Origin of the sequence: Staphylococcus sp. GDY8P126P (assembly GCF_017891965.1) — a bacterium.
GTDB classification, from domain to species: Bacteria; Bacillota; Bacilli; order Staphylococcales; family Staphylococcaceae; genus Staphylococcus; species Staphylococcus saprophyticus.
Genome location: NZ_JAESKG010000001.1, coordinates 164,801 through 186,493, shown reverse-complemented (window position 1 = coordinate 186,493; position 21,693 = coordinate 164,801). Strand labels below are relative to the sequence as shown.

The window sequence follows — 21,693 nt, the reverse complement described above, 5'->3', positions numbered from 1 at the left end:
GATTAGAAGTAATTTATCCATCTCTTACGTGTATATAAGTAGGAGGTGGATTTTTTGAAACTTTTATTTAATAATATACTTAAAAAAGCGATTAGTACAAAGGCCACTGATGTGCACTTTATTCCTTCAAATGACAAAATATATATTAAATTCAGAGTTCAAGATACGCTTGCACCAATTGAATCCATACAGCAACATATTTATTTGAAATTATTAACCTATATGAAATATCAAGCTGGTTTAGATGTGTCTAAACATAATGTTGCTCAAAGTGGTAGATATACTTACAAATTCAAGCAAATTTACTTTTTAAGAATATCCACGCTACCTTTATCTCTGGGAATAGAAAGTTGTGTTATCAGAATTGTTCCACAGTATTTTCAAAAAGGAAGTGATACAAGTAATTTAGGTACATTATATAAATTAATGAATAAAAAACAGGGGCTTATATTATTAAGTGGACCCACTGGTTCCGGAAAAAGCACTTTAATGTATCAAATGGTCATGCATGCAAAAGAGCAGTTAGATTTAAATATCATAACAGTTGAAGATCCAGTGGAGCAGCTAGTATCTGGAATTACACAAGTATCGATTAATAAAAAAGCAGGTATCAATTATGCAAATACTTTTAAAGCGATTTTAAGATGTGATCCTGACATTATTTTGATTGGTGAAATTAGAGATGCCATAATAGCTAAACAAGTAATGCATGCGAGTCTAAGTGGTCATTTAGTATTAACAACAATTCACGCTAATAACTGTAAAGGCGCATTATTAAGGCTTAAAGAAATGGGACTAACGATGCAAGAAATGAAACAAGCTTTATTAACCGTTTTAAACCAAAGACTAATTACGACTTATAATAATCAAAGAAAACTTGTATATGAACAACTTACTAAAGCACAAATAAATCATTTAATAGACAATGACTATACATTACCTAGTTCATTTTCTAATTTGTCTACTCAATTAACTCAATTAGCCAAAGCAGGTGTTATTTGTGAGGAAACTATGGAGCGCTATATTTAAATTTAAAAATATTTTCAATTTATCAGAAAAAAACAAAATAACGTTATTGATAAAATTAAAAGATTTGTTAGACCGCGGTTATACGCTAAGTGAAGCATTTCTTTTTTTAATTCAATATACAAACATTAAAAATCGCCAATTAAAGTTGCAAATTGAAGCAGAATTAAATAATGGTGCTGGCTGCGCAAAAATATTAAGGTTACTAAATTATCCTAAATCCATCTTAACGTTAATCAATTTTGCAGAAATATTTGGAGATTTAACTATTACTTTGCCACACGCTTATGAATATTTAGTAAAAAACTATAAATCGAAGCAACGCTTTTTAAAAACAATACAATACCCCGCGTTGTTACTTATCGTTTTTTTGATAATGTTAATTATTTTAAACCATACAATCATCCCCGAGTTTCAAAATTTATATAGTAGTATGGATGTAAGTATTTCCCCATTACAACTCTATCTATCTTTATTCATCACAAACCTCCCATCGTATCTCCTATATAGTTCAATAATTTTTATACTAATCATTTTAGGTATTTTCATCATATATAGAAAGTCATCTATAGAAATAAAGCATAAAATCCTCTTATCAATACCCATTATTTCGAAATTTTTCAAGTATTATAAAACATTTTGCTTAGCTTCTGAATTATCTTTATTCTATAAAAATGGTATAACTTTACAAAAGATTGTTGAAATATACGCTAAACAGCAAGATGAATATTTAATATTTTTAGCAAATGAAATTTCAAAAGGGATACAACAAGGATTAAATTTAAGTGAAGTATTAAAGCATTTACAGTGTTTTGAAAAAAATTTGATTATTTTTGTTGAAGAAGGTGAGAAAAAAGGAAGGCTAGAGATAGAAATGAAACTATATAGTGAAATGATACTGTCTCAAATAGAACAGTTGATTCATTTAATCATAAAGTTCATACAACCTATTGTTTTCTCTTTAATTGCTATATTAATAGTGTCATTATATCTAGTTATTATGTTGCCTATGTTTGATTTAATGCAAACGATTAAATAATTACGAATAGAGGAAGTTAAATCAATTATGAAAAAACTAAAAATTAATAGAAAAGCTTTTACATTAATAGAAATGTTACTTGTATTATTGATAATTAGCTTATTATTAATATTAATTATACCCAATATAGCTAAACAATCGTCTCACTTGCAAAATACTGGATGTGAGGCACAACTTAAAATGATTGATAGCCAAATTGAAGCGTATGCTTTAAAGTTTAATAAAAAGCCATCGTCTATAGAAGACTTAGTTACAGAAGGATACATTAAAGAAAATCAAAAGTCATGTAAATCTGGTGCAGCCATCACTATTAACAATGGTGAAGCTGTTGCAAATTAAAAGCGCATTTACTTATATAGAAATGCTTTTTGTGGTCTGTATTATTAGTTTACTCTTATATTTCCAACTATCTAATATCAGTGCTTTCGATACTAATAATAACAAAATAGAACAGCGTAAAATTAATAATTTAATTATGCAATTCAACTATATTAAATCTAAAGCGATTAAAGATAACCAATCAATTACACTGGTCTTTAATGATTACTCTAATAAAATTATTATTAATGAACAATTCCCCTCTAATAAAAGGGCCAAAGCAATAATACTCCCTTTAAATAGCTTTATACATCCAAGAACAAATTTGAAATTTATAACATTTAACAAAAAAGGAGAAACAAACAAATTTGGAAGTGTCTACCTAAAAACGAATAAAAATCTTTATAAAATCATATTTCATATTGAAAAAGGACGTATTAGATATGAGAAAATTTAATGTTAATGCCTCGTTATTGATGGATAGTCTTTTATCTTTTTCAATTATCACACTGATTTGTATCTTATTTATACCTATGATATTGCAATTAAAGTTGGATATTCAACACAAAAGCCATGAAATAGATCTAACTAGAATATTACTTAATTCACTTTACCACTATAAAAGACAGGAATTGAAAAGTGGAATTATGATTGAAGATTATAGCGTTAAAATGAGTAACGACAAAATTTGTATTTTCAAAAAGGGAGAAACATATGAAAAATGTTTCTTCAAATAAATTTAGAGCTTTTACATATATAGAAGTCTTGTTTGCACTTTTTATAACTATACTCATTTTTTCAATATTACCCACATTAATTAGAACGACAGGCACCATCAATGAGCAAATTATGAATGCTCAAGAAGTAGACTTGGCATTTTTCTCAAGAGATTTGACACAAGATTTAATTAAAGAAAATGCTTATGTTCTTAAAAATCAATCCGATGAACACCATATTGTAATTAGAAATAAACAGAGAAACATCATTTATGAATTTAAAAATAACAAATTAATTAAAACGTTAGATGGAAAAGGAAACATTACTACATTACATAATGTTGTTAGTGCAAAGTTCAAAATTATTAATGATAAATCTGTAGTAATTAATTTTAAAATTTTTGAGAAAGGTATTTATTATGAAAAGAAAATTGTTTTCTAATCATCCTGCTTATATGTATCCTTTTATGCTAGTCATATTTATGCTATATTTATCTTTAATTACGATTTATACATTTCAAATTGGATTACAATTAAAAACATTAGATAATATTGAATCGTATTATAAAGATCAAATAAACACATACATAAAAAAGGAAGTTAGTTTTGAATAATAAAATAGAACCACTCATACTTATTGGATTTATGGGAACAGGTAAGACAACTTTGGGTCAATTTCTAGCAAGTAATAATCAACTCTCCTATATTGACTTAGATGAACATATAGCAATACAGGAAAATAAATCTATCCCTGAAATTTTCGAAGCCATTGGTGAGCAAGGATTTAGAAAATTAGAAAATGAATATCTACAAGAATGTGTTCAACGTTATGATATCATTTCAACCGGTGGTGGTATAATAGAAGGCGATGAATCATTCCGAATATTAAAAGAACAGCCAAAAGTAATCTGGTTAGATTGTGATATAGAAATTCTTTACAAAAGAATTAAAAATGACAGCAATAGACCAAATGCAAATAATAAATCGTTATTTGAATTAAAAAGCTTGTATTCATCTAGGGTTTCAAGATATAATGAAATCGCATTCATAAAAGTAAATAGTAGTCAATCTCTTTCAGATTTACAAAATGATATCATGGAAGCGATTGTTTGCGAATGATCAGTATTAGAGAGAATGGTAGTTATACTTAATATAACTTAACTTTAGTCCATCGCCGAAGGTGCAAGTTTTTACGAAACTCTCAGGCAAAAGGATAATACTGTAACGCATTCCTGGAATATTACAACAGGGTAGTTTAGGCTACCCTGTTTTTTTATTATATAATTTTTAGGAGGTTTCTTCATGTCCAATGAACTTAAAAAAACACCACTATATCAAACTTTTGTAGATAGTGGGGCTAAAATAGTAGAATTTGGTGGATGGGCAATGCCAGTCCAATTTTCTAGTATTAAAGAAGAACATAATGCAGTTAGAACTGAAATAGGTTTATTTGACGTAAGTCATATGGGAGAAATTATCATAAAAGGTTCAGATGCTTCTAATTTAGTACAATATTTGCTTTCAAATGATACAGACAATGTAACAACGCATAAAGCGCAGTATACAGCTTTATGTAATGAACAAGGTGGCATCATTGATGATTTAATTACTTATAAATTAGAAGAAAATGTTTATCTTTTAGTTGTTAACGCTGGAAATACTGAAAAAGATTTTGAGTGGATGTGCGAAAAAGCTAAAGTATTTGATGCTGAAGTTATTAATGTATCAACTGAATATGGCCAACTAGCTATACAAGGACCAAAAGCACGTGATTTAGTCCAACAACATGTAAATATTGATGTATCTGAAATGAAACCATTTGAATTTGAACAAAACGTTGAATTCTTTGGTAAAAATGTAATACTGTCACAGTCTGGATATACAGGTGAAGATGGATTTGAAATATACTGTAATGCAGACGATGCACCATATTTGTGGGATGAAATTCTAAAAAATGATGTGACACCATGCGGTTTAGGTGCTAGAGACACATTAAGATTAGAAGCTGGACTGCCATTACACGGTCAAGATTTAAGCGAAAAAATCACACCATATGAAGCGGGTATAGCATTTGCTGCAAAACCATTAATAGAAGCCGATTTTATTGGTAAATCAGTACTAAAAGATCAAAAAGAGAATGGTTCTAAACGAAGAACAGTAGGATTAGAAATGATCGACAAAGGTATTCCAAGAACAGGGTATGAAGTATATGATTTAGACGGTAATCAAATTGGAGAAATTACTTCAGGTACGCAATCACCTTTAACTGGTAAATCAATTGGACTAGCCCTAATCAATCGAGATGCTTTTGAAATGGGAAAAGAAGTTGTTGTACAGGTTAGAAAAAGACAAGTTAAAGCTAAAATTGTTAAAAAAAATCAGATTAGTAAATAAATCAAAGGGGTGTTACTGTGAGTCATCGTTATATTCCATTAACTGAACAAGATAAAAAAGAAATGTTGGATACAATCGGAGCAAGCTCTATAAGTGAATTATTTGGAGATGTTCCAAAAGATATTTTATTAAATAGAGAGTTGGCCATACCAGATGGTGAAGCTGAAACGACATTGACAAAACGCTTAAGCAGAATTGCAAGCAAAAATGTAACTAAAGAAACGCATAGTTCATTTTTAGGCGCAGGTGTTTATGATCATTACGCACCAGCAGTTGTAGATGCAATGATTTCTCGTTCTGAATTTTATACTGCTTATACTCCATACCAACCAGAAATTTCGCAAGGTGAATTACAAGCTATCTTTGAATTCCAAACATTAATTTGCGAATTAACAGATATGGATATTGCAAACTCATCTATGTATGATGGTATTACAAGTTTCGCAGAAGCATGTATTTTAGCATTTAATCAAACGCGTAAAAATAAAATAGTTGTTTCAAAAGGACTACATTATCAAGCTTTGCAAGTATTAAAAACTTACGTTAAAACTCGAGAAGAATTTGAAGTTGTAGAAGTAGACCTTGATGGTACAATTACAGATTTAGAAAAATTAGAAAATGCAATTGACGATGATACAGCGGCAGTTGCTGTGCAGTATCCAAACTTTTATGGATCTATTGAGGATTTAGAAAAAATACATTCATTTATTGAAGACAAAAAGGCACTGTTTATTGTTTATGCCAATCCACTTGCTTTAGGTTTATTGACACCGCCAGGTAGTTTTGGAGCGGATATTGTTGTAGGAGACACACAACCATTTGGTATACCAGCGCAATTTGGTGGTCCGCATTGTGGTTTCTTTGCAACAACGAAAAAATTAATGAGAAAAATACCGGGACGTTTGGTTGGACAGACTGAAGATGGAGATGGAAATCGTGGTTTCGTTTTAACGCTACAGGCACGTGAACAACATATTCGTCGAGATAAAGCCACTTCAAACATTTGTTCAAACCAAGCGTTAAATGCATTAGCTTCTTCAATTTGCATGTCTGCATTAGGTAAACAAGGTATTTATGACATTTCAGTACAAAACTTTGAAAATGCTAATTATGCAAAAGCACAATTTAAAGAAGCTGGTTTAGAAGTTTCAAATGGCACATCATTTAATGAATTTGTCGTGAAGTTTAATAAACCTGTAAAAGATATTAATGATGCATTACTACAACAAGATATTATTGGCGGTTTTGATTTAAGTGAAGTCTCAAAGGATTATGAAAATCAAATGTTAGTAGCAGTGACAGAATTAAGAACTAAAGATGAGATAGATACATTTGTTAAGAAAGCAGGTGAATTAAATGGTAGTAAGTAAATCTAGTCCATTAATATTTGAACGTTCTAAAAAAGGTCGTTATGCATATTCGTTACCCAAAAAAGAAATAGATAACGGTGCAGTAGAAAAATTATTAGACGACAAATTTATAAGAAAAAATAAAGCAGAACTACCTGAAGTCGCTGAATTAGATTTAGTACGTCATTATACTGAGCTTTCAAATAAAAACTTCGGTGTTGATTCAGGATTTTATCCTTTAGGTTCATGTACAATGAAATACAATCCAAAAATCAATGAAAAAATAGCAAGAATACCAGGATTCGCCGAGTCACATCCACTGCAAGATGAATCACAAGTTCAAGGTTCTTTAGAAATAATTCATAGTTTACAGGAAGAACTTAAAGAAATAACCGGTATGGATGAAGTAACGTTGCAACCAGCTGCCGGTGCGCATGGTGAATGGACTGCATTGATGATATTCAAGGCATTCCATCAAAAAAATGGTGAAGGACATCGTGATGAAGTTATTGTACCTGACTCCGCACATGGTACTAACCCAGCTTCTGCAGCATTTGCTGGTTTCAAAGCGGTTACAGTTAAATCGAACGAACGCGGTGAAGTTGATATTGACGACTTAAAAAGAGTTGTAAATGAAAACACTGCAGCAATTATGCTTACAAATCCTAATACATTAGGTATATTTGAAAAAAATATTATGGATATAAGAAATATTGTTCATGAAGCTGGCGGATTATTATATTATGATGGTGCGAATTTAAATGCCATTATGGACAAAGTAAGACCAGGAGACATGGGGTTTGATGCGGTACATCTTAACTTGCACAAAACATTTACTGGGCCTCATGGTGGCGGTGGACCAGGTTCTGGACCAGTCGGTGTGAAAAAAGAATTAGCTAGTTTCTTACCAAAACCAATGGTAGTCAAAGAAGACGATGTATATAAATATGATAATGATATCGAAAATTCTATAGGACGCGTAAAACCTTTTTACGGTAATTTTGGTATCTATCTAAGAGCTTATACTTATATTCGTACGATGGGGAATAAAGGACTTGAAGAAGTTTCTGAGGCAGCTGTATTAAATGCAAATTATATTAAAGCTCGATTGAAGGATCATTTCGAAATCCCTTATCCACAATTTTGTAAACATGAATTTGTATTAAGTGGTTCAAAACAAAAAGAACACGGTGTCAGAACGTTAGATATGGCTAAACGATTACTTGATTTCGGTGTTCATCCACCAACAATTTACTTCCCACTTAATGTTGAGGAAGGTATGATGATTGAACCAACTGAAACAGAATCTAAAGAAACCCTTGATTATTTCTGTGATAAAATGATTGAAATTGCAAATGAAGCAAAAGAAGATCCAGATAAAGTCTTAGAAGCACCACATACAACAATCATTGATAGATTAGATGAAACTAAAGCAGCTAGACAACCTGTTTTAAAATTTGAAAATCTTCGTTCTGAAAAAGAATAAGTATTATATTAAATAAATCCGGATAATTAATTATCCGGATTTATTTTTGTCTATTTTAATAAAAAACGAGTAACTATATATGAAATATAGTTACTCGCTTATTATTAAGTGAAATATTTAAACTACTTTTTAGATTTGATTTTACCAGTCCATTTTTTGTATCCGCCTTTAAGCATATAAACATCTTTATACCCATTTTTCTTTAAAGTTCTAGCGGCACGATAACTGGCAATGCCATTAGCATCGCACAGATAAATAGGTTGATCTGTTCTCAAACCTTGATATCTTTGTTTAAACATAGTAATTGGTATGTTACGCGCACCATTGATGTGGCCGTAATCATAATCTACTTTTTCTCTTACATCAATAACTTGAGCTTTACGCAAACCATTATGGAATTCATTTTGGTTTAATTCTGTGACTGCTCTTTTATTAAGAAGATAATTGATTAGCATGTAAGCGATAATAATTATTAAAACTGCTAACGCTATAAACCAAAAATTACTCATCTTGCATCCTCCCTAATTAACCGATATTATATATTATAAGACTGTTAGCCCAATTTATCAAAATATTTTTGCTTTTGATTAATAAGAAAGACTGACAAACTTATACAATTATTGAAAACGATAACACAAAATATATGTTATCACAATTTAATTTAGCGATTGGAGTTTTGAATGTGACAGAAACATGGAATTTTATCAATACTGGGAGTAAAGATCCTTATTTTAATATGGCGATGGATGAAGCCTTACTGAATTTTGTTTCCAGAGGGGAAATAGATCCTGTCATTAGATTTTATACTTGGGATCCTGCAACATTATCTATTGGTTACTTTCAAAGGCTTACAAAAGAAATTGATATCGATAAAGTTGAAGAAAAAGGATATGGACTTGTCAGACGTCAAACAGGCGGTAGAGGTGTGCTACATGACAAAGAATTAACTTATAGTGTCATTGTTCCAGAATCACATCCAGACATGCCCTCGACGGTTACAGAGGCTTATAGAGTAATTTCTGAGGGATTGTTAGAAGGGTTTAAGCATTTAGGTTTTGATGCTTCATTTGCCATTCCTCGCTCGAAAGAAGAAAGAGCTAAACTCAAACAACCAAGAAGTGCTGTATGTTTCGATGCTCCGAGCTGGTATGAATTAGTAGTAGAAGGTAGAAAAATAGCAGGTAGCGCCCAAGTTAGACAAAAAGGCGTTATTTTACAACACGGTTCGTTATTGCAAGATGTGGACATTGACGATCTATTTGACATGTTTATATTCAAAAATGAGCGTTTAAAAGATAAAATGAAACAAGCCTTTGTAGACAAAGCAGTCGCCATTAATGATATTTCAGATCGATATATTACACTAGAAGAGATGGAAGAAGCTTTTGAAATTGGATTTAAAAAAGGCTTAGACATCAATTTCAAACCACTAGAGCTTAATCAAAACCAAAAAGAAGAAATAAATACCTTAATTGAAAAGTATAAATCGGATGAATGGAATTATAGAAAATAAATGAAAAAGTATTAAAAAGCGCAACGACATTCAATGTCGTTGCGCTTTTAAAATAGCACTTATTTTTTCTTTCTATTTTGTCTTTTATATTTACGTTGCGCACGCTTATATTTACGTTGGTCTTCTGTCAAAAAGAAGAAATAATAAATTGCGTAAATAATTCCAGCAAATATCGCTAAGCTAATTGCCATTCTTACAAAACTAAAAATAAATGCATCTAAATTAAGAATTAATCCAACTACTGCCACAGCGATGACAATATAAAATATCGCTTGTTTCACTTAAAACACTCCTATGTGATTCTAACTTTGACTATTATTGATACTTATAGTTGATAAAGCATTTTGTCCCTTTTGAATTTTTTTCTTATCTTTGCCATTGTAACCTTCTCTAATATCACTCATTGCATCACTTAATTTTTTATTAAGTTTAGTAATGTCTTTATTTTTTTCCTTGTCATCACTACTCATTTTTTCTTTATTTATATCGTTTTTGTACGTAGTAAAGGCTGTATCAATTTTATTAGTGATATCGGTAAGTTTTTCTTGAATTTTTTTATCACCTTTATTTTTCGTGACATCACTTTCAATTTCATCGTACTGTTTAATAGATTTAGCAATGTCTTGATAATATGTAGAAGATGCTTTTAAGTTTGTAACTTTCTTATTGTTATTTTTAGCTGTAGCTATGTTTTTTTTATCTTTTTCCAAAGCTGTGATGTTACTTTTTTCTTTACTAATTTGTTGTTTTAAATCCTGAATGTTACTTTTCAACTTATGATTTTCATCGCGAAGTTGCGTGGTCTTTTCTTCTAGTGGCCCTAAATTTTGACTACCACAACCAACTAACAAACATGAAGCACCTAAAATAGCTACAATTTTTTTCTTCATAATACGCTCCTAATTCAAAAACTATAAATTTATATAATAATTATGCTATCATTTTAATGTATAAATAGAAAATGTACAAATTTATTGAATAGGAGGAAGAAAGATGACTAGAATTGAAAAATTAAATTCTGCATTAGAAACAAAACATTTAGAAGCAGCAGTCATATTATCAGATTTTAACAGAAGATATTTATCCGGTTTCACAGGTACAAGTGGTGCATTAATAATAACGAAAGAACAAAATTTATTAATTACTGACTTTAGATACATAGAGCAAGCCACTGCGCAAGCACCAGATTTTAAAATCATCAAACAACAAGGTTTCTTAATTGATGAAATAAAGCAACAACTTGAAAACTTAAGTGTGCAAAATGTCGGATTTGAAGGTAATCTAGTTAGTTATGATACTTACTTACAATTGAGTAAAGCCTACATTAGTTTAATTAGTATTAGTGGTGTAATTGAAAAAATTCGTGAAGTAAAAGATGAAGCAGAAATTCAGCTAATACAAAAAGCTTCAGACATTGTTGATGAAACATTTGAGTATATATTAACTGTTGCAAAAGCTGGTATGACGGAACAGCAACTAAAAGCAAAGTTAGAAAGTAAAATGTTAGAATTAGGCGCAGAAGGGACATCGTTTGATACCATAGTTGCTTCAGGCGTAAGAGGAGCTTTACCACATGGTGTAGCTAGCGATAAAGTAATTAATCATGGTGAAATGATCACCTTAGATTTTGGTGCTTATTACAAGGGCTATAGTTCGGACATTACACGAACATTTGCAATCGGTGAGCCAGACCCACAACTTAAAGAAATCTACAATATTGTTTTAGAAGCGAACTTAAAAGGAATAGAAGCAGCTAAAAAAGGCATTACAGGTAAAGCTCTAGATGCAGTAGCAAGAGATTACATTACGGAAAAAGGGTATGGAGATGCCTTTGGACATTCGTTAGGTCACGGTATAGGGTTAGATGTTCACGAAGGTCCCAATCTTTCTAGAAAATCTGAAACTGAATTAGACGTCAATAATTGTGTTACAATTGAACCTGGCATTTATATAGATGGTCTAGGTGGCGTTCGTATAGAAGATGACATTTTAATTAAAGAAAATGGCTGTGAACGCTTTACTAAATGCACTAAAAACCTTATTATTTTATAGAAGACCTTATAATCGAGGAGGAAACTGAATGATTTCGGTTAATGATTTTAAAACAGGCTTAACAATATCAGTAGATAATGGTATTTGGAAAGTATTAGATTTCCAACACGTAAAACCAGGCAAAGGTTCTGCTTTTGTACGTTCTAAGTTACGTAATCTAAGAACGGGTGCAATCCAGGAGAAAACATTTAGAGGCGGAGAGAAAGTAGAAACTGCTTTAATTGAAAACCGTCGTATGCAGTATTTATATGCAGATGGTGATACACATGTTTTCATGGATAATCAAACGTTTGAACAAACAGAATTACCAGCTGACTATTTAGAATATGAACTTAACTTCTTAAAAGCTAACATGGAAGTTCAAATTCAGTCTTATGAAAATGAAACATTAGGTGTTGAATTACCTAAAACAGTTGAACTTACTGTAACTGAAACAGAACCTGGTATCAAAGGTGATACTGCAAATGGTGCAACTAAATCAGCAACAGTAGAAACAGGGTATACGTTAAATGTACCTTTATTTGTAAATGAAGGCGATGTACTTGTGATTAATACTGGTGACGGTAGTTACATCTCAAGAGCATAATAGTTTAATTTTGTATTTACTTATCGAAATTACATTTAAAAAAACCTTTCCAATGCGCTATACTTTGGAAAGGTTTTTATTGTGTTAAAATAGATAGAATCAAATAATATTATTTAAAATTGCACTAATAGTTTACTTTTGAAATAAGGTATAGTTATATGGAACACTACAAAAGTGAATCAGTTTAATATAGAGAGTATGTATATGCTTGAATTGAGCATATCTCTAAAGTAAAATAAACTAGGTAAATGAAAACAATCTGAAGGAGTCAGTATTTATGAATTTTAAAGAAATTAAAGAATTAATTGAAATTCTTGATCAATCAAGTTTGACTGAAATTAATATAGAAGACAAGGGCAATGTTGTTAATTTAAAAAAAGAAAAAGAAACTGAAATCATTACACCACAAATTTCACAACAACCGATGCAACAATTAGCGCCGCAACAAGGTGTAGCATCAAATCCAGTAGCTACAGGTAGTACAGAAGAAACTACTAGCGATGCAAGTACAACTGACGATAACCTACAAACTATTAATGCGCCAATGGTAGGTACATTTTATAAATCGCCATCACCAGAAGAAAGTGCTTACGTACAAGTTGGTGATTCTGTTACAAACGAATCAACTGTCTGTATATTAGAAGCGATGAAATTGTTTAATGAAATTCAAGCCGAAGTAACTGGGGAAATTGCAGAAATTTTAGTAGAAGACGGTCAAATGGTAGAGTATGGCCAACCGTTATTTAAGGTGAAATAATGAATAAAATTTTAATAGCAAATAGAGGAGAAATTGCAGTAAGAATCATTCGTGCATGTCATGAACTTGGATTGCAAACAGTGGCAATATACTCTGAAGGAGATAAAGACGCACTACATACTCAAATTGCTGATGAAGCATATTGCGTTGGCCCAACTCAATCTAAAGATTCTTACTTAAACATCCCAAACATTTTATCAATAGCAACTTCTACTGGATGCGACGGTGTTCATCCAGGGTACGGGTTTTTAGCAGAAAATGGAGATTTCGCAGAATTATGTGAAGCATGCCAGTTAAAATTTATTGGACCTAGCTATGAATCAATTCAAAAAATGGGGATTAAAGATGTAGCTAAAGAAGAAATGAAACGTGCAGAAGTACCTGTAGTTCCTGGTAGCGAGGGGTTAGTTCAAGATATCAATGAAGCTAAAAAAATCGCTACTGAAATTGGCTATCCAGTAATCATTAAAGCAACTGCTGGTGGCGGTGGTAAAGGGATTAGAGTGGCACGTGACGAAAAAGAACTTGAAACTGGTTTTAAAATGACACAACAAGAAGCAGAAACTGCATTTGGCAATAATGGCTTATATCTAGAAAAATTCATTGAAAATTTCCGTCATATTGAAATACAAATTATGGGTGATAGCTTTGGTAATGTTGTACATTTAGGTGAGCGTGACTGTACAATTCAACGAAGAATGCAAAAATTAGTTGAGGAAGCTCCTTCACCGATACTTACCGAAGAAAAACGCCAAGAAATGGGAAATGCAGCAGTCAGAGCAGCAAAAGCCGTAAATTATGAAAATGCTGGGACGATAGAATTCATTTATGACTTAGATACGAATGACTTTTATTTTATGGAAATGAACACGCGAATTCAAGTTGAACATCCAGTTACAGAGATGGTTACGGGTGTAGACTTAGTTAAACTACAATTGAAGGTTGCAATGGGTGAAAAACTTCCTTTCAAACAAAAAGATATTAAAATCGAGGGACATGCAATGGAATTCAGAATCAATGCTGAAAATCCATATAAAAATTTCATGCCTTCTCCAGGTCAAATCACTCAATATTTAGCTCCAGGCGGTTTTGGTGTGAGAATTGAATCAGCTTGTTATACTAATTATACGATTCCACCTTATTATGATTCTATGGTAGCGAAACTCATTGTTCATGAACCAACACGAGAAGAAGCAATTATGACAGGTTTACGCGCACTAGGTGAGTATCTTGTTCTTGGCATTGATACAACAATCCCATTCCATATTCGTTTACTAAAGAATGATATTTTTAGAAGCGGCGTATTTAATACGAAGTTTTTAGAAACACATAATATTATGGATGATCAATCTAAATAGGAGGTAATTGACATGGTCAAAGTTTCAGAAACCTCACATTCCCAATTAGGTAAAATAGAAATAGCACCCGAGGTATTAACAGTCATAGCTAGTATTGCCACTTCAGAAGTAAAAGGTATACAAGGGCATTTTAAAGAATTAAAAAAAGGCAGCATTGAAAACATTAGCAAAAAACAGCTTAGTCGCGGTGTTAAAGTAGATACAAATGATGAAGGCATCTATATCGATGTATATTGTTCATTAGCGTATGGTATCAATATATCGGAAACTGCTAAAAAAATTCAACAAGCTATTTATAATTCGTTAACGACGATGACAACAATTGAACCTAGTCAAATCAATATTCATATTACACATATAGAACCAATAAATTAAAATTATAAAAGCAAATTTACTTTAAATTCATTTTGCGAAAAGCGATTGCTTCTATTTTAAGCATCTCTTTTCGTTAATGGTTTACTATAATACTATGCTTGAAGGAGTTTATAATGAGTCGAAAAGAATCCAGAACGCAAGCCTTTCAAACTCTATTTCAACTTGAAATGAAAAATAGCGATTTAACAATTGAAGAAGCAATCAGTTTTATTAAAGATGATAATCCAGATTTAGAATTCGAATTCATCAGTTGGTTAGTAACTGGCGTTAAAGATCACGAAGTTGTGCTAGATGAAAAAATCCAACCTCATTTAAAGGACTGGACTTTAGCACGATTGTTAAAATCTGATCGAATTATCTTAAGAATGTCTACATTTGAAATGTTACATAGTTCAACACCACAAAAAGTAATTATCAATGAAGCTGTTGAATTAGCAAAACAATTCAGTGATGATGATCATTACAAATTTATAAACGGTGTATTGAGCAATATTGAATAGAAGAGTGATATAACATGTCAGAATATTTAAGTGTAACTTCGTTAACTAAATATATTAAATATAAATTTGATCAAGATCCTCATTTACAATCCGTATTGATTAAAGGCGAATTATCTAATTTTAAAAAGCATAGTAGTGGACATCTGTATTTTAATGTAAAAGATAAAAACAGTGTCATCAGTGCAATGATGTTTAAAGGAAATGCATCAAAAATTGATTTTGAACCTAAAGAAGGGGACGAAGTGCTATTAGAAGCACGTGTTTCTGTCTATGAACGTCGTGGTAATTATCAAATATACGTTAATAAAATGCATATGGATGGAATAGGTAATCTTTATCAAAAATTAGAGCAGTTAAAAAAGAAATTAACTAAAGAAGGCTTTTTTGATCAAAGTCATAAGAAAGTGATACCTAAATTCCCCCAAAAAATAGCTGTGCTAACAGCCGGAACTGGCGCTGCAATACGAGATATTCATACGACTATTAATAGTAGGTATCCATTAGCAGAACAAGTTCAGATCAATACACTTGTTCAAGGAGAACAAGCTAAAAGCGACATTATTGAAAAAATTAATCAAGCTGATGCTTTGAATGTTGATACAATTATTATCGGTCGTGGCGGAGGCTCTATCGAGGATTTATGGAATTTCAATGAAGAAGATGTCGTTAAAGCCATCTATAATTGTCAAACACCGATTATTTCCGCAGTAGGACATGAAACTGATTTTACATTAAGTGATTTTGTGGCAGATGTAAGAGCAGCAACACCAACTCAAGCAGCAGTAATGGCTACGCCGGACCAATATGAATTACGTCAATATTTACAGCAAGCTAATTTATCATTGACTCGATTTATCAAACAATATATGCAGCAACAACGAAAACATTTGGAACATGTTGCATCTTATTATAAATTCCAAACGCCTTCACTACTTTATGATCAACAAATACAAAAACGTGATGATCTTGAGAAACAACTTAAGTTGTCTTTGAATTTGAAAATTAAAAATCAGCAACAACAATTACAGTTACTCTTTAACAATTTCAATTTAAAAACGTTTAAACAACGTATTAAAAGAGACCAATTAACAAATAATCAAAAACGTGTTGAATTAAGTAAAGTCATGCATAATTTACTTGATAATCAAAAAAACAATCTTGCTAGAAAACTAGAAAATCTTAATAATTTAAGTCCTACTAATACTATGTTGCGTGGTTATACAATCGTAAATAAGGATGATAAAGTTATTACCAGTACGAAAGACTTGGCTGAAAATGATAATATTGTGTTAACAATGAAAGATGGCGTTGTTGATGCACAAGTAAAGAAAGTAAGGTGTAATGATGAGTAATAGTAATACACAAAGTTTTGAAGAAATGATGAAAGAACTAGAAACAATCGTTCAAAAATTAGACAATGAAAATGTTTCTTTAGAAGAATCTTTAAACCTATATCAACGTGGTATGAAATTATCGGCTACTTGTGATGAAACATTAAAAGATGCTGAGAAAAAAGTAAATGAATTGATGTCTGATGAAAATACTGACAATAATGACGATACTGAGAAGGTAGATAGTGATGATAAATAAAAAAATGGAACATTTAACTGAAGAAGTTAATCAATTGTTATCTGAAACAATTCCAAATTCAAAACTAAATACTAATCTAGAAGAAAGTATGCGTTATTCACTAGAAGCAGGTGGTAAACGCATAAGACCTGTATTATTACTGTTAACTTTAGAAATGTTAACAGATCAGTATAAAAAAGGATTTTCATCAGCACTTGCACTAGAAATGATACACACATATTCATTAATACATGATGATTTACCACCAATGGATAATGATGATTATCGTAGAGGTAAATTAACAAATCATAAAGTATTTGGAGAGTGGAAAGCGATACTAGCAGGTGATGCGTTACTAACTAAAGCATTTGATATGATTGTAAACGATGATTCACTTAATGATGTTGCTAAAGTTAAATTAATCAAACGTTTATCCTTTGCTAGCGGCCATCTGGGTATGGTAGGTGGCCAAACGCTTGATATGCAAAGCGAAGGTGCAGAAACAAATATTGATCTAGACACTTTAGAGAAAATTCATAATGCAAAAACAGGTGCACTATTAAAATTTGCAGTCATGGCAGCAGTCGATATTGCTGAACCAGAAAATGAAGTTTCCAATGCTTTAGAATCATATAGTGAACATTTGGGATTAATGTTCCAAATCAAAGATGATTTATTAGATATTTATGGTGATGAAGCAAAACTTGGTAAAGCTGTCGGTAGTGATATTGAAAATGATAAAAGTACCTATGTTTCACTTTTAGGCCAACAAGGGGCTGAAGACAAATTGAAACATCATACTGACAAAGCTTACAAATGTTTAAATCAATTACCAAAACAATATAATACTGACAATTTAGTTTATATTATAGAACTTTTTAATAATCGTGAATCATAAAATCAAATGTGTTTATTTAAGAGTCTGGGACAAAAATGGATGTTTCGGACTCTTTCCTACGATTAGTCAACTGGTTATATAGTAAATTAAGTATACTAAATAAACCTTATGATTTAATATTTTTAAATAAGGTGTTAATCTATATTTGTAATTATGATTATTTTAATGTGGGGACATTTGATAGTCATATTGCTTATTATTGGTAACTAAATAATGAATTGTTTTTAACAAGCGATTCATACAAGCTACCATGGCAGTCTTATGAGTTTTCTCATGAGGCTGCTTTTTAATTTATAGTAATAATCAATAATGTGATTATCGTAATGTCGCTGACTCCGAATTATATTGATCACAATGAAAAATAACGGTCTCCGTTTTTTTATTTCCTTGTTTTATTTAGTTTTGTACTATTCAATAAATATTCAGCATACGCATAATATGATATAAGTCATGATTGAAATGCTTCATATTTAGAATCACTGAAAAAGTATTGTCAAGACTATAATTACAACGGAATATCCATTTAAGTAAGTAAAATTATAAACCGTCTTTAGTAGTCGAATGCTATGGCTTGTGGTAAAATCAATGTATAAATATTCGTTTATAGAGGTGCTATATATGGCTAAAAAATCGGTAAGACATATAAAAATAAGAGAAATAATTTCAAATGAAAAAATTGAAACACAAGATGAATTAGTAAAGCGATTAAATGAATATGAATTAAATGTTACCCAAGCGACCGTTTCTAGAGACATTAAAGAACTACAACTTATAAAAGTTCCCACGCCAGCGGGGCAATATGTTTATAGTTTACCAAATGATAGAAAATATCATCCTTTAGAAAAATTGGGTCGTTATTTAATTGACTCATTTGTAAATATTGATGGAACCGGTAATTTATTAGTATTAAAAACACTACCAGGTAATGCGCAATCTATTGGTGCAATATTAGACCAAATCGATTGGGAAGAGGTATTAGGTACAATTTGTGGTGACGATACTTGTTTAATTATTTGTCGAGATGATGCTGCAAGCGAGAAGATTAAAAAACGCATCTTTAATTTATTATAAGTATAAGGAAGTGTTAAAAGGATGCTCCAAACGCTATCTATAAAACAATTTGCAATTATTGATGAACTCGAAGTTCATTTTGGTGATGGATTAACTGTCCTAAGTGGTGAAACAGGTGCTGGTAAATCAATTATAATTGATGCAATTGGTCAATTAATTGGCATGCGTGCTTCATCTAACTATGTACGACATGGTGAAAAAAAAGCTATTATTGAAGGTATTTTTGATATTGATGAGAGCAAGGAAGCAATTTCTATATTAGAAGCTCTAGATATTGATATCGACGAAGATTTTCTTCTAGTAAAAAGAGAAATTTTCAGTACTGGCAAGAGTATGTGCAGAGTTAATAATCAAATCGTAACTCTACAAGATTTACGTAAGATTATGCAAGAATTACTAGATATTCACGGTCAGCACGAAACACAGACACTATTAAAACAAAAATATCATCTGCAACTTCTTGATAATTATGCTGAAGACAAATATAAGAAATTACTAAATTCGTATGTGGCTACTTTTGACCAGTACAAAGCCAAAAAGAAAGAACTAGAAGATTTAGAGTCTGCGGACCAGGCTTTATTACAACGTTTAGATTTGTTGAAATTTCAACATGAAGAATTACAAGAAGCAAATTTGGTTGAAGGTGAAGTTAAGCAACTCGAAACTGATATTAAACGTATACAAAATTCTGAAAACCTAAACTTAGCATTAAATAATGCACACCTCACATTAACTGATGAACATGCAATAACAGATCGATTATATGAATTAAGTAATCAATTACAATCAATTAGTCATATATTACCTGAAAAATACGATTCATTGAAAGAAGAGGTGGATCAATTTTATTACACCTTAGAAGACGCTAAACATCAGTTATATGATGAATTAACGAATACAGAGTTTGATGAACAATATTTAAATGAACTAGAGTCTAGAATGAATGTACTCAACGATTTGAAAAGAAAATATGGCAAGGATATTAGTGAACTTATTACTTATCAAAGTAAACTGGCTAATGAAATTGATAAAATTGAGAATTATGAAGAAAGTACCTCTCAATTAAGACAAGAAATTGATACGTTATACGATAAAGTAATTAATTTAGGTGAACAATTATCTAAAGAGCGACGTAGTGTTGCACAAACATTAAGAAATCATATTGTAGAAGAAATTCAAAACTTACAAATGAAAGATGCTAACTTAGAAATTTCATTCAAACCACTAGATGTTCCTAATCGTGAAGGTATTGAATTTGTTGAATTTTTAATTAGTCCTAATAAAGGTGAGCCACTTAAAAGTTTAAACAAAATCGCATCTGGAGGAGAATTATCTAGAATTATGTTGGCGCTTAAAACCATTTTTGTCAAAACAAGAGGTCAAACAGCAATATTATTTGATGAGGTTGATTCTGGCGTTTCTGGTCAAGCTGCACAAAAAATGGCAGAAAAAATGAAAGACTTAGCTACTTATATTCAAGTTATATGTATTTCACATTTACCACAAGTAGCAACGATGAGCGACCACCATCTATTTATAAGCAAAGACACTACAGATGACCGTACAACTACACATGTACAAGAATTATCTGGCGATGAACGTGTAACGGAAATAGCAAGGATGATATCTGGCGCAAGCGTTACAGAACTCACACGTCAAAATGCGAAAGAAATGATTGAGCAAAACCAACGTTTACGTGAATAAGCAAAGTGTAATTTCTTAATTTATTATAAAAATTATTTTTATAAAATAAGAAAGGTGTTGATTTTCATGCAATATCAACATTTAATTGAGCCTAAAAAAGTGTTAAAAGGTGATGTTGCCATTTTATTTGCCAACGATGAAAAAATGTTATCTGTCGTTATAGATGCATTATCGCTAACAGATATTGATGTTTATCTCTATGATACGCAAGACCCTACCGAAATTATCCGATCATTTGACGTCGAAGTACAAATATTAAATAGAATTCATATCCTAACATTTGAGGATGAGAACAAATTATTTCAACAGTGTGCACATGATTTAGCTACTGGTAAAGCGTCTTTATTGATGAAGGGAAATATTGCGTCTTCAATTTTATTAACATTTGTATTAGGCAACAAAAATTTTGTTGATTATCATGGTTTTTTAAATCACGTAGCATGTTTTCACATCCCTAATTATCACAAAACGCTTATGCTGAGCGATTCAGCTTTTAATATTAGTCCTACAGTTGAAGAGAAGAAACAAATAATTAATAATTTATCAAAATTTGCAATGTCACTGGGTTATGTAAAATTTAAAATTGCCTTGCTTTCGTCTGTAGAAAAACCAATTAAAAAAATACAATCTTCTTTGGATGCTGTGAAATTAAAGCAAATTTTCAGTCGGAAACAATCGGAATTTTTATTCGTTGATGGTCCTTTTGTATTTGAAAATGCAATTAGTATGCAAAACGTGATTAAGAAAAATATTAAATCGTCGGTTGCAGGGGACGCCGACGCATTACTCGTTTCACATATTGATGTTGGTGATGCATTGTATAAATCATTCACTTATTTCGGAGAAGCACGCGTTGCAAGTTTAATATTAGGGGCAAAATTTCCAATCGTATTAACATCTCGTTCAGATACAAAGCAAAATAAATTAGACTCCTTACTTTTAGCGCTAAAAGTGTTAAACTAACGTAATTTTTCTATTGAAG

General features: G+C 31.1%; 25 protein-coding genes, 1 pseudogene and 1 riboswitch. Of the genes and pseudogenes, 22 read left to right on the top strand and 4 right to left on the bottom strand.

The window, feature by feature from the left end; translation table 11 throughout:
* Nucleotides 1-54 precede the first annotated feature (54 nt).
* The 9 genes from comGA to gcvPB all read left to right on the top strand — a co-directional run bounded on the left by comGA (nt 55) and on the right by gcvPB (nt 8,328).
* Nucleotides 55-1,029, top strand: a complete 975-nt coding sequence (gene comGA / locus KA893_RS00920; protein WP_194440726.1) for a competence type IV pilus ATPase ComGA — start codon at nt 55-57, stop codon at nt 1,027-1,029.
* The gene (comGB, locus tag KA893_RS00915) at nt 1,001-2,065 is read left to right on the top strand and encodes a competence type IV pilus assembly protein ComGB (protein WP_041080625.1); all 1,065 of its coding nucleotides are present in this window, start codon (nt 1,001-1,003) and stop codon (nt 2,063-2,065) included. Before comGA ends, comGB begins: the two co-directional genes overlap by 29 nt.
* Nucleotides 2,066-2,092: 27 nt before the next feature.
* A complete protein-coding gene (comGC, locus tag KA893_RS00910) occupies nt 2,093-2,404 on the top strand; it encodes a competence type IV pilus major pilin ComGC (protein ID WP_037538386.1) in 312 nt (103 codons plus the stop codon).
* Nucleotides 2,385-2,840, top strand: coding sequence for a competence type IV pilus minor pilin ComGD (comGD, locus tag KA893_RS00905; protein ID WP_232334845.1), 456 nt, complete (start codon nt 2,385-2,387; stop codon nt 2,838-2,840). The genes comGC and comGD overlap by 20 nt, the downstream gene beginning before the upstream one ends.
* Nucleotides 2,841-3,097: 257 nt before the next feature.
* The gene (gene comGF / locus KA893_RS00900; protein WP_002483191.1) at nt 3,098-3,541 is read left to right on the top strand and encodes a competence type IV pilus minor pilin ComGF; all 444 of its coding nucleotides are present in this window, start codon (nt 3,098-3,100) and stop codon (nt 3,539-3,541) included.
* A gap of 203 nt (nt 3,542-3,744) precedes the next feature.
* Nucleotides 3,745-4,218, top strand: coding sequence for a shikimate kinase (locus KA893_RS00895; protein ID WP_002483192.1), 474 nt, complete (start codon nt 3,745-3,747; stop codon nt 4,216-4,218).
* A riboswitch (glycine riboswitch) is annotated at nt 4,215-4,326 on the top strand. (Overlaps the previous gene by 4 nt.)
* A 75-nt stretch (nt 4,327-4,401) precedes the next feature.
* Nucleotides 4,402-5,493 carry a glycine cleavage system aminomethyltransferase GcvT gene (gcvT, locus tag KA893_RS00890; protein WP_041080630.1) on the top strand — a complete coding sequence of 364 codons (1,092 nt, stop codon included), beginning with the start codon at nt 4,402-4,404 and terminating at the stop codon, nt 5,491-5,493.
* 17 nt (nt 5,494-5,510) lie between these two features.
* Nucleotides 5,511-6,863, top strand: coding sequence for an aminomethyl-transferring glycine dehydrogenase subunit GcvPA (gcvPA, locus tag KA893_RS00885; RefSeq protein WP_011303028.1), 1,353 nt, complete (start codon nt 5,511-5,513; stop codon nt 6,861-6,863).
* Entirely contained in the window at nt 6,850-8,328 is a 1,479-nt protein-coding gene (gene gcvPB / locus KA893_RS00880; protein ID WP_041080631.1) for an aminomethyl-transferring glycine dehydrogenase subunit GcvPB, read from the top strand. Before gcvPA ends, gcvPB begins: the two co-directional genes overlap by 14 nt.
* Nucleotides 8,329-8,450: 122 nt before the next feature.
* On the opposite strand, the gene KA893_RS00875 is transcribed toward gcvPB, so the two are convergent.
* Nucleotides 8,451-8,837 (bottom strand): rhodanese-like domain-containing protein, encoded by a 387-nt coding sequence (locus tag KA893_RS00875; RefSeq protein ID WP_011303030.1) that lies wholly within the window; start codon nt 8,835-8,837, stop codon nt 8,451-8,453.
* Nucleotides 8,838-9,010: 173 nt separating this feature from the next.
* Between KA893_RS00875 and KA893_RS00870 the strand changes: the two genes are divergently transcribed.
* Nucleotides 9,011-9,841, top strand: a complete 831-nt coding sequence (locus KA893_RS00870) for a lipoate--protein ligase family protein (RefSeq protein ID WP_011303031.1) — start codon at nt 9,011-9,013, stop codon at nt 9,839-9,841.
* 59 nt (nt 9,842-9,900) lie between these two features.
* Here the strand turns inward: KA893_RS00870 and KA893_RS00865 are convergent, their stop codons facing one another.
* Both KA893_RS00865 and KA893_RS00860 read right to left on the bottom strand, forming a co-directional pair.
* Nucleotides 9,901-10,122 carry an SA1362 family protein gene (locus KA893_RS00865; protein WP_002483198.1) on the bottom strand — a complete coding sequence of 74 codons (222 nt, stop codon included), beginning with the start codon at nt 10,120-10,122 and terminating at the stop codon, nt 9,901-9,903.
* Nucleotides 10,123-10,143: 21 nt separating this feature from the next.
* Nucleotides 10,144-10,731 carry a hypothetical protein gene (locus tag KA893_RS00860; RefSeq protein ID WP_002483199.1) on the bottom strand — a complete coding sequence of 196 codons (588 nt, stop codon included), beginning with the start codon at nt 10,729-10,731 and terminating at the stop codon, nt 10,144-10,146.
* A gap of 103 nt (nt 10,732-10,834) precedes the next feature.
* On the opposite strand from KA893_RS00860, the gene KA893_RS00855 reads away from it, so the two are divergent.
* The 9 genes from KA893_RS00855 (at nt 10,835) to KA893_RS00815 (ending at nt 17,936) form a co-directional block, all read left to right on the top strand.
* Complete coding sequence (locus tag KA893_RS00855) at nt 10,835-11,893, top strand: M24 family metallopeptidase (protein ID WP_069822008.1); 1,059 nt, start codon at nt 10,835-10,837, stop codon at nt 11,891-11,893.
* Nucleotides 11,894-11,921: 28 nt separating this feature from the next.
* The gene (efp, locus tag KA893_RS00850) at nt 11,922-12,479 is read left to right on the top strand and encodes an elongation factor P (protein WP_002483201.1); all 558 of its coding nucleotides are present in this window, start codon (nt 11,922-11,924) and stop codon (nt 12,477-12,479) included.
* 277 nt (nt 12,480-12,756) lie between these two features.
* A complete protein-coding gene (accB, locus tag KA893_RS00845; RefSeq protein ID WP_002483202.1) occupies nt 12,757-13,236 on the top strand; it encodes an acetyl-CoA carboxylase biotin carboxyl carrier protein in 480 nt (159 codons plus the stop codon).
* Entirely contained in the window at nt 13,236-14,594 is a 1,359-nt protein-coding gene (accC, locus tag KA893_RS00840; RefSeq protein WP_210125525.1) for an acetyl-CoA carboxylase biotin carboxylase subunit, read from the top strand. The genes accB and accC overlap by 1 nt, the downstream gene beginning before the upstream one ends.
* Before the next feature lie 12 nt (nt 14,595-14,606).
* Nucleotides 14,607-14,969: an Asp23/Gls24 family envelope stress response protein gene (locus KA893_RS00835; protein ID WP_002483204.1), complete on the top strand. Its 363-nt coding sequence runs from the start codon at nt 14,607-14,609 to the stop codon at nt 14,967-14,969.
* 113 nt (nt 14,970-15,082) lie between these two features.
* Nucleotides 15,083-15,469, top strand: coding sequence for a transcription antitermination factor NusB (nusB, locus tag KA893_RS00830; protein ID WP_011303036.1), 387 nt, complete (start codon nt 15,083-15,085; stop codon nt 15,467-15,469).
* A gap of 14 nt (nt 15,470-15,483) precedes the next feature.
* Entirely contained in the window at nt 15,484-16,821 is a 1,338-nt protein-coding gene (xseA, locus tag KA893_RS00825; protein WP_069822006.1) for an exodeoxyribonuclease VII large subunit, read from the top strand.
* Nucleotides 16,814-17,059 carry an exodeoxyribonuclease VII small subunit gene (locus tag KA893_RS00820; RefSeq protein WP_041080639.1) on the top strand — a complete coding sequence of 82 codons (246 nt, stop codon included), beginning with the start codon at nt 16,814-16,816 and terminating at the stop codon, nt 17,057-17,059. Before xseA ends, KA893_RS00820 begins: the two co-directional genes overlap by 8 nt.
* Nucleotides 17,049-17,936 (top strand): polyprenyl synthetase family protein, encoded by an 888-nt coding sequence (locus KA893_RS00815; protein ID WP_041080640.1) that lies wholly within the window; start codon nt 17,049-17,051, stop codon nt 17,934-17,936. Before KA893_RS00820 ends, KA893_RS00815 begins: the two co-directional genes overlap by 11 nt.
* Nucleotides 17,937-18,098: 162 nt before the next feature.
* Here KA893_RS00815 and KA893_RS00810 read toward each other — a convergent pair.
* Nucleotides 18,099-18,329, bottom strand: a pseudogene (locus KA893_RS00810) (IS110 family transposase); the annotation flags it as partial.
* A 225-nt stretch (nt 18,330-18,554) separates the two neighbouring features.
* Between KA893_RS00810 and ahrC the strand changes: the two are divergent.
* The 3 genes from ahrC to KA893_RS00795 all read left to right on the top strand — a co-directional run bounded on the left by ahrC (nt 18,555) and on the right by KA893_RS00795 (nt 21,674).
* Nucleotides 18,555-19,007, top strand: a complete 453-nt coding sequence (ahrC, locus tag KA893_RS00805) for a transcriptional regulator AhrC/ArgR (protein WP_037538396.1) — start codon at nt 18,555-18,557, stop codon at nt 19,005-19,007.
* Nucleotides 19,008-19,028: 21 nt separating this feature from the next.
* Nucleotides 19,029-20,711 (top strand): DNA repair protein RecN, encoded by a 1,683-nt coding sequence (gene recN / locus KA893_RS00800; RefSeq protein ID WP_069822005.1) that lies wholly within the window; start codon nt 19,029-19,031, stop codon nt 20,709-20,711.
* A 66-nt stretch (nt 20,712-20,777) separates the two neighbouring features.
* Nucleotides 20,778-21,674, top strand: a complete 897-nt coding sequence (locus KA893_RS00795) for a phosphate acyltransferase (RefSeq protein ID WP_115340595.1) — start codon at nt 20,778-20,780, stop codon at nt 21,672-21,674.
* The last annotated feature ends 19 nt before the right edge of the window (nt 21,675-21,693 follow it).

Bases quoted from the DNA above. Each gene is read 5' to 3' on its own strand.
- comGC (WP_037538386.1), top strand. From the start codon at position 2,093: ATGAAAAAACTAAAAATTAATAGAAAAGCTTTTACATTAATAGAAATG.
- comGF (WP_002483191.1), top strand. From the start codon at position 3,098: ATGAAAAATGTTTCTTCAAATAAATTTAGAGCTTTTACATATATAGAA.
- KA893_RS00895 (WP_002483192.1), top strand. From the start codon at position 3,745: ATGGGAACAGGTAAGACAACTTTGGGTCAATTTCTAGCAAGTAATAAT.
- gcvT (WP_041080630.1), top strand. From the start codon at position 4,402: ATGTCCAATGAACTTAAAAAAACACCACTATATCAAACTTTTGTAGAT.
- gcvPB (WP_041080631.1), top strand. From the start codon at position 6,850: ATGGTAGTAAGTAAATCTAGTCCATTAATATTTGAACGTTCTAAAAAA.
- KA893_RS00875 (WP_011303030.1), bottom strand. From the start codon at position 8,837: ATGAGTAATTTTTGGTTTATAGCGTTAGCAGTTTTAATAATTATTATC.
- KA893_RS00860 (WP_002483199.1), bottom strand. From the start codon at position 10,731: ATGAAGAAAAAAATTGTAGCTATTTTAGGTGCTTCATGTTTGTTAGTT.
- KA893_RS00855 (WP_069822008.1), top strand. From the start codon at position 10,835: ATGACTAGAATTGAAAAATTAAATTCTGCATTAGAAACAAAACATTTA.
- efp (WP_002483201.1), top strand. From the start codon at position 11,922: ATGATTTCGGTTAATGATTTTAAAACAGGCTTAACAATATCAGTAGAT.
- accB (WP_002483202.1), top strand. From the start codon at position 12,757: ATGAATTTTAAAGAAATTAAAGAATTAATTGAAATTCTTGATCAATCA.
- accC (WP_210125525.1), top strand. From the start codon at position 13,236: ATGAATAAAATTTTAATAGCAAATAGAGGAGAAATTGCAGTAAGAATC.
- KA893_RS00835 (WP_002483204.1), top strand. From the start codon at position 14,607: ATGGTCAAAGTTTCAGAAACCTCACATTCCCAATTAGGTAAAATAGAA.
- nusB (WP_011303036.1), top strand. From the start codon at position 15,083: ATGAGTCGAAAAGAATCCAGAACGCAAGCCTTTCAAACTCTATTTCAA.
- xseA (WP_069822006.1), top strand. From the start codon at position 15,484: ATGTCAGAATATTTAAGTGTAACTTCGTTAACTAAATATATTAAATAT.
- KA893_RS00820 (WP_041080639.1), top strand. From the start codon at position 16,814: ATGAGTAATAGTAATACACAAAGTTTTGAAGAAATGATGAAAGAACTA.
- KA893_RS00815 (WP_041080640.1), top strand. From the start codon at position 17,049: ATGATAAATAAAAAAATGGAACATTTAACTGAAGAAGTTAATCAATTG.
- ahrC (WP_037538396.1), top strand. From the start codon at position 18,555: ATGGCTAAAAAATCGGTAAGACATATAAAAATAAGAGAAATAATTTCA.
- recN (WP_069822005.1), top strand. From the start codon at position 19,029: ATGCTCCAAACGCTATCTATAAAACAATTTGCAATTATTGATGAACTC.
- KA893_RS00795 (WP_115340595.1), top strand. From the start codon at position 20,778: ATGCAATATCAACATTTAATTGAGCCTAAAAAAGTGTTAAAAGGTGAT.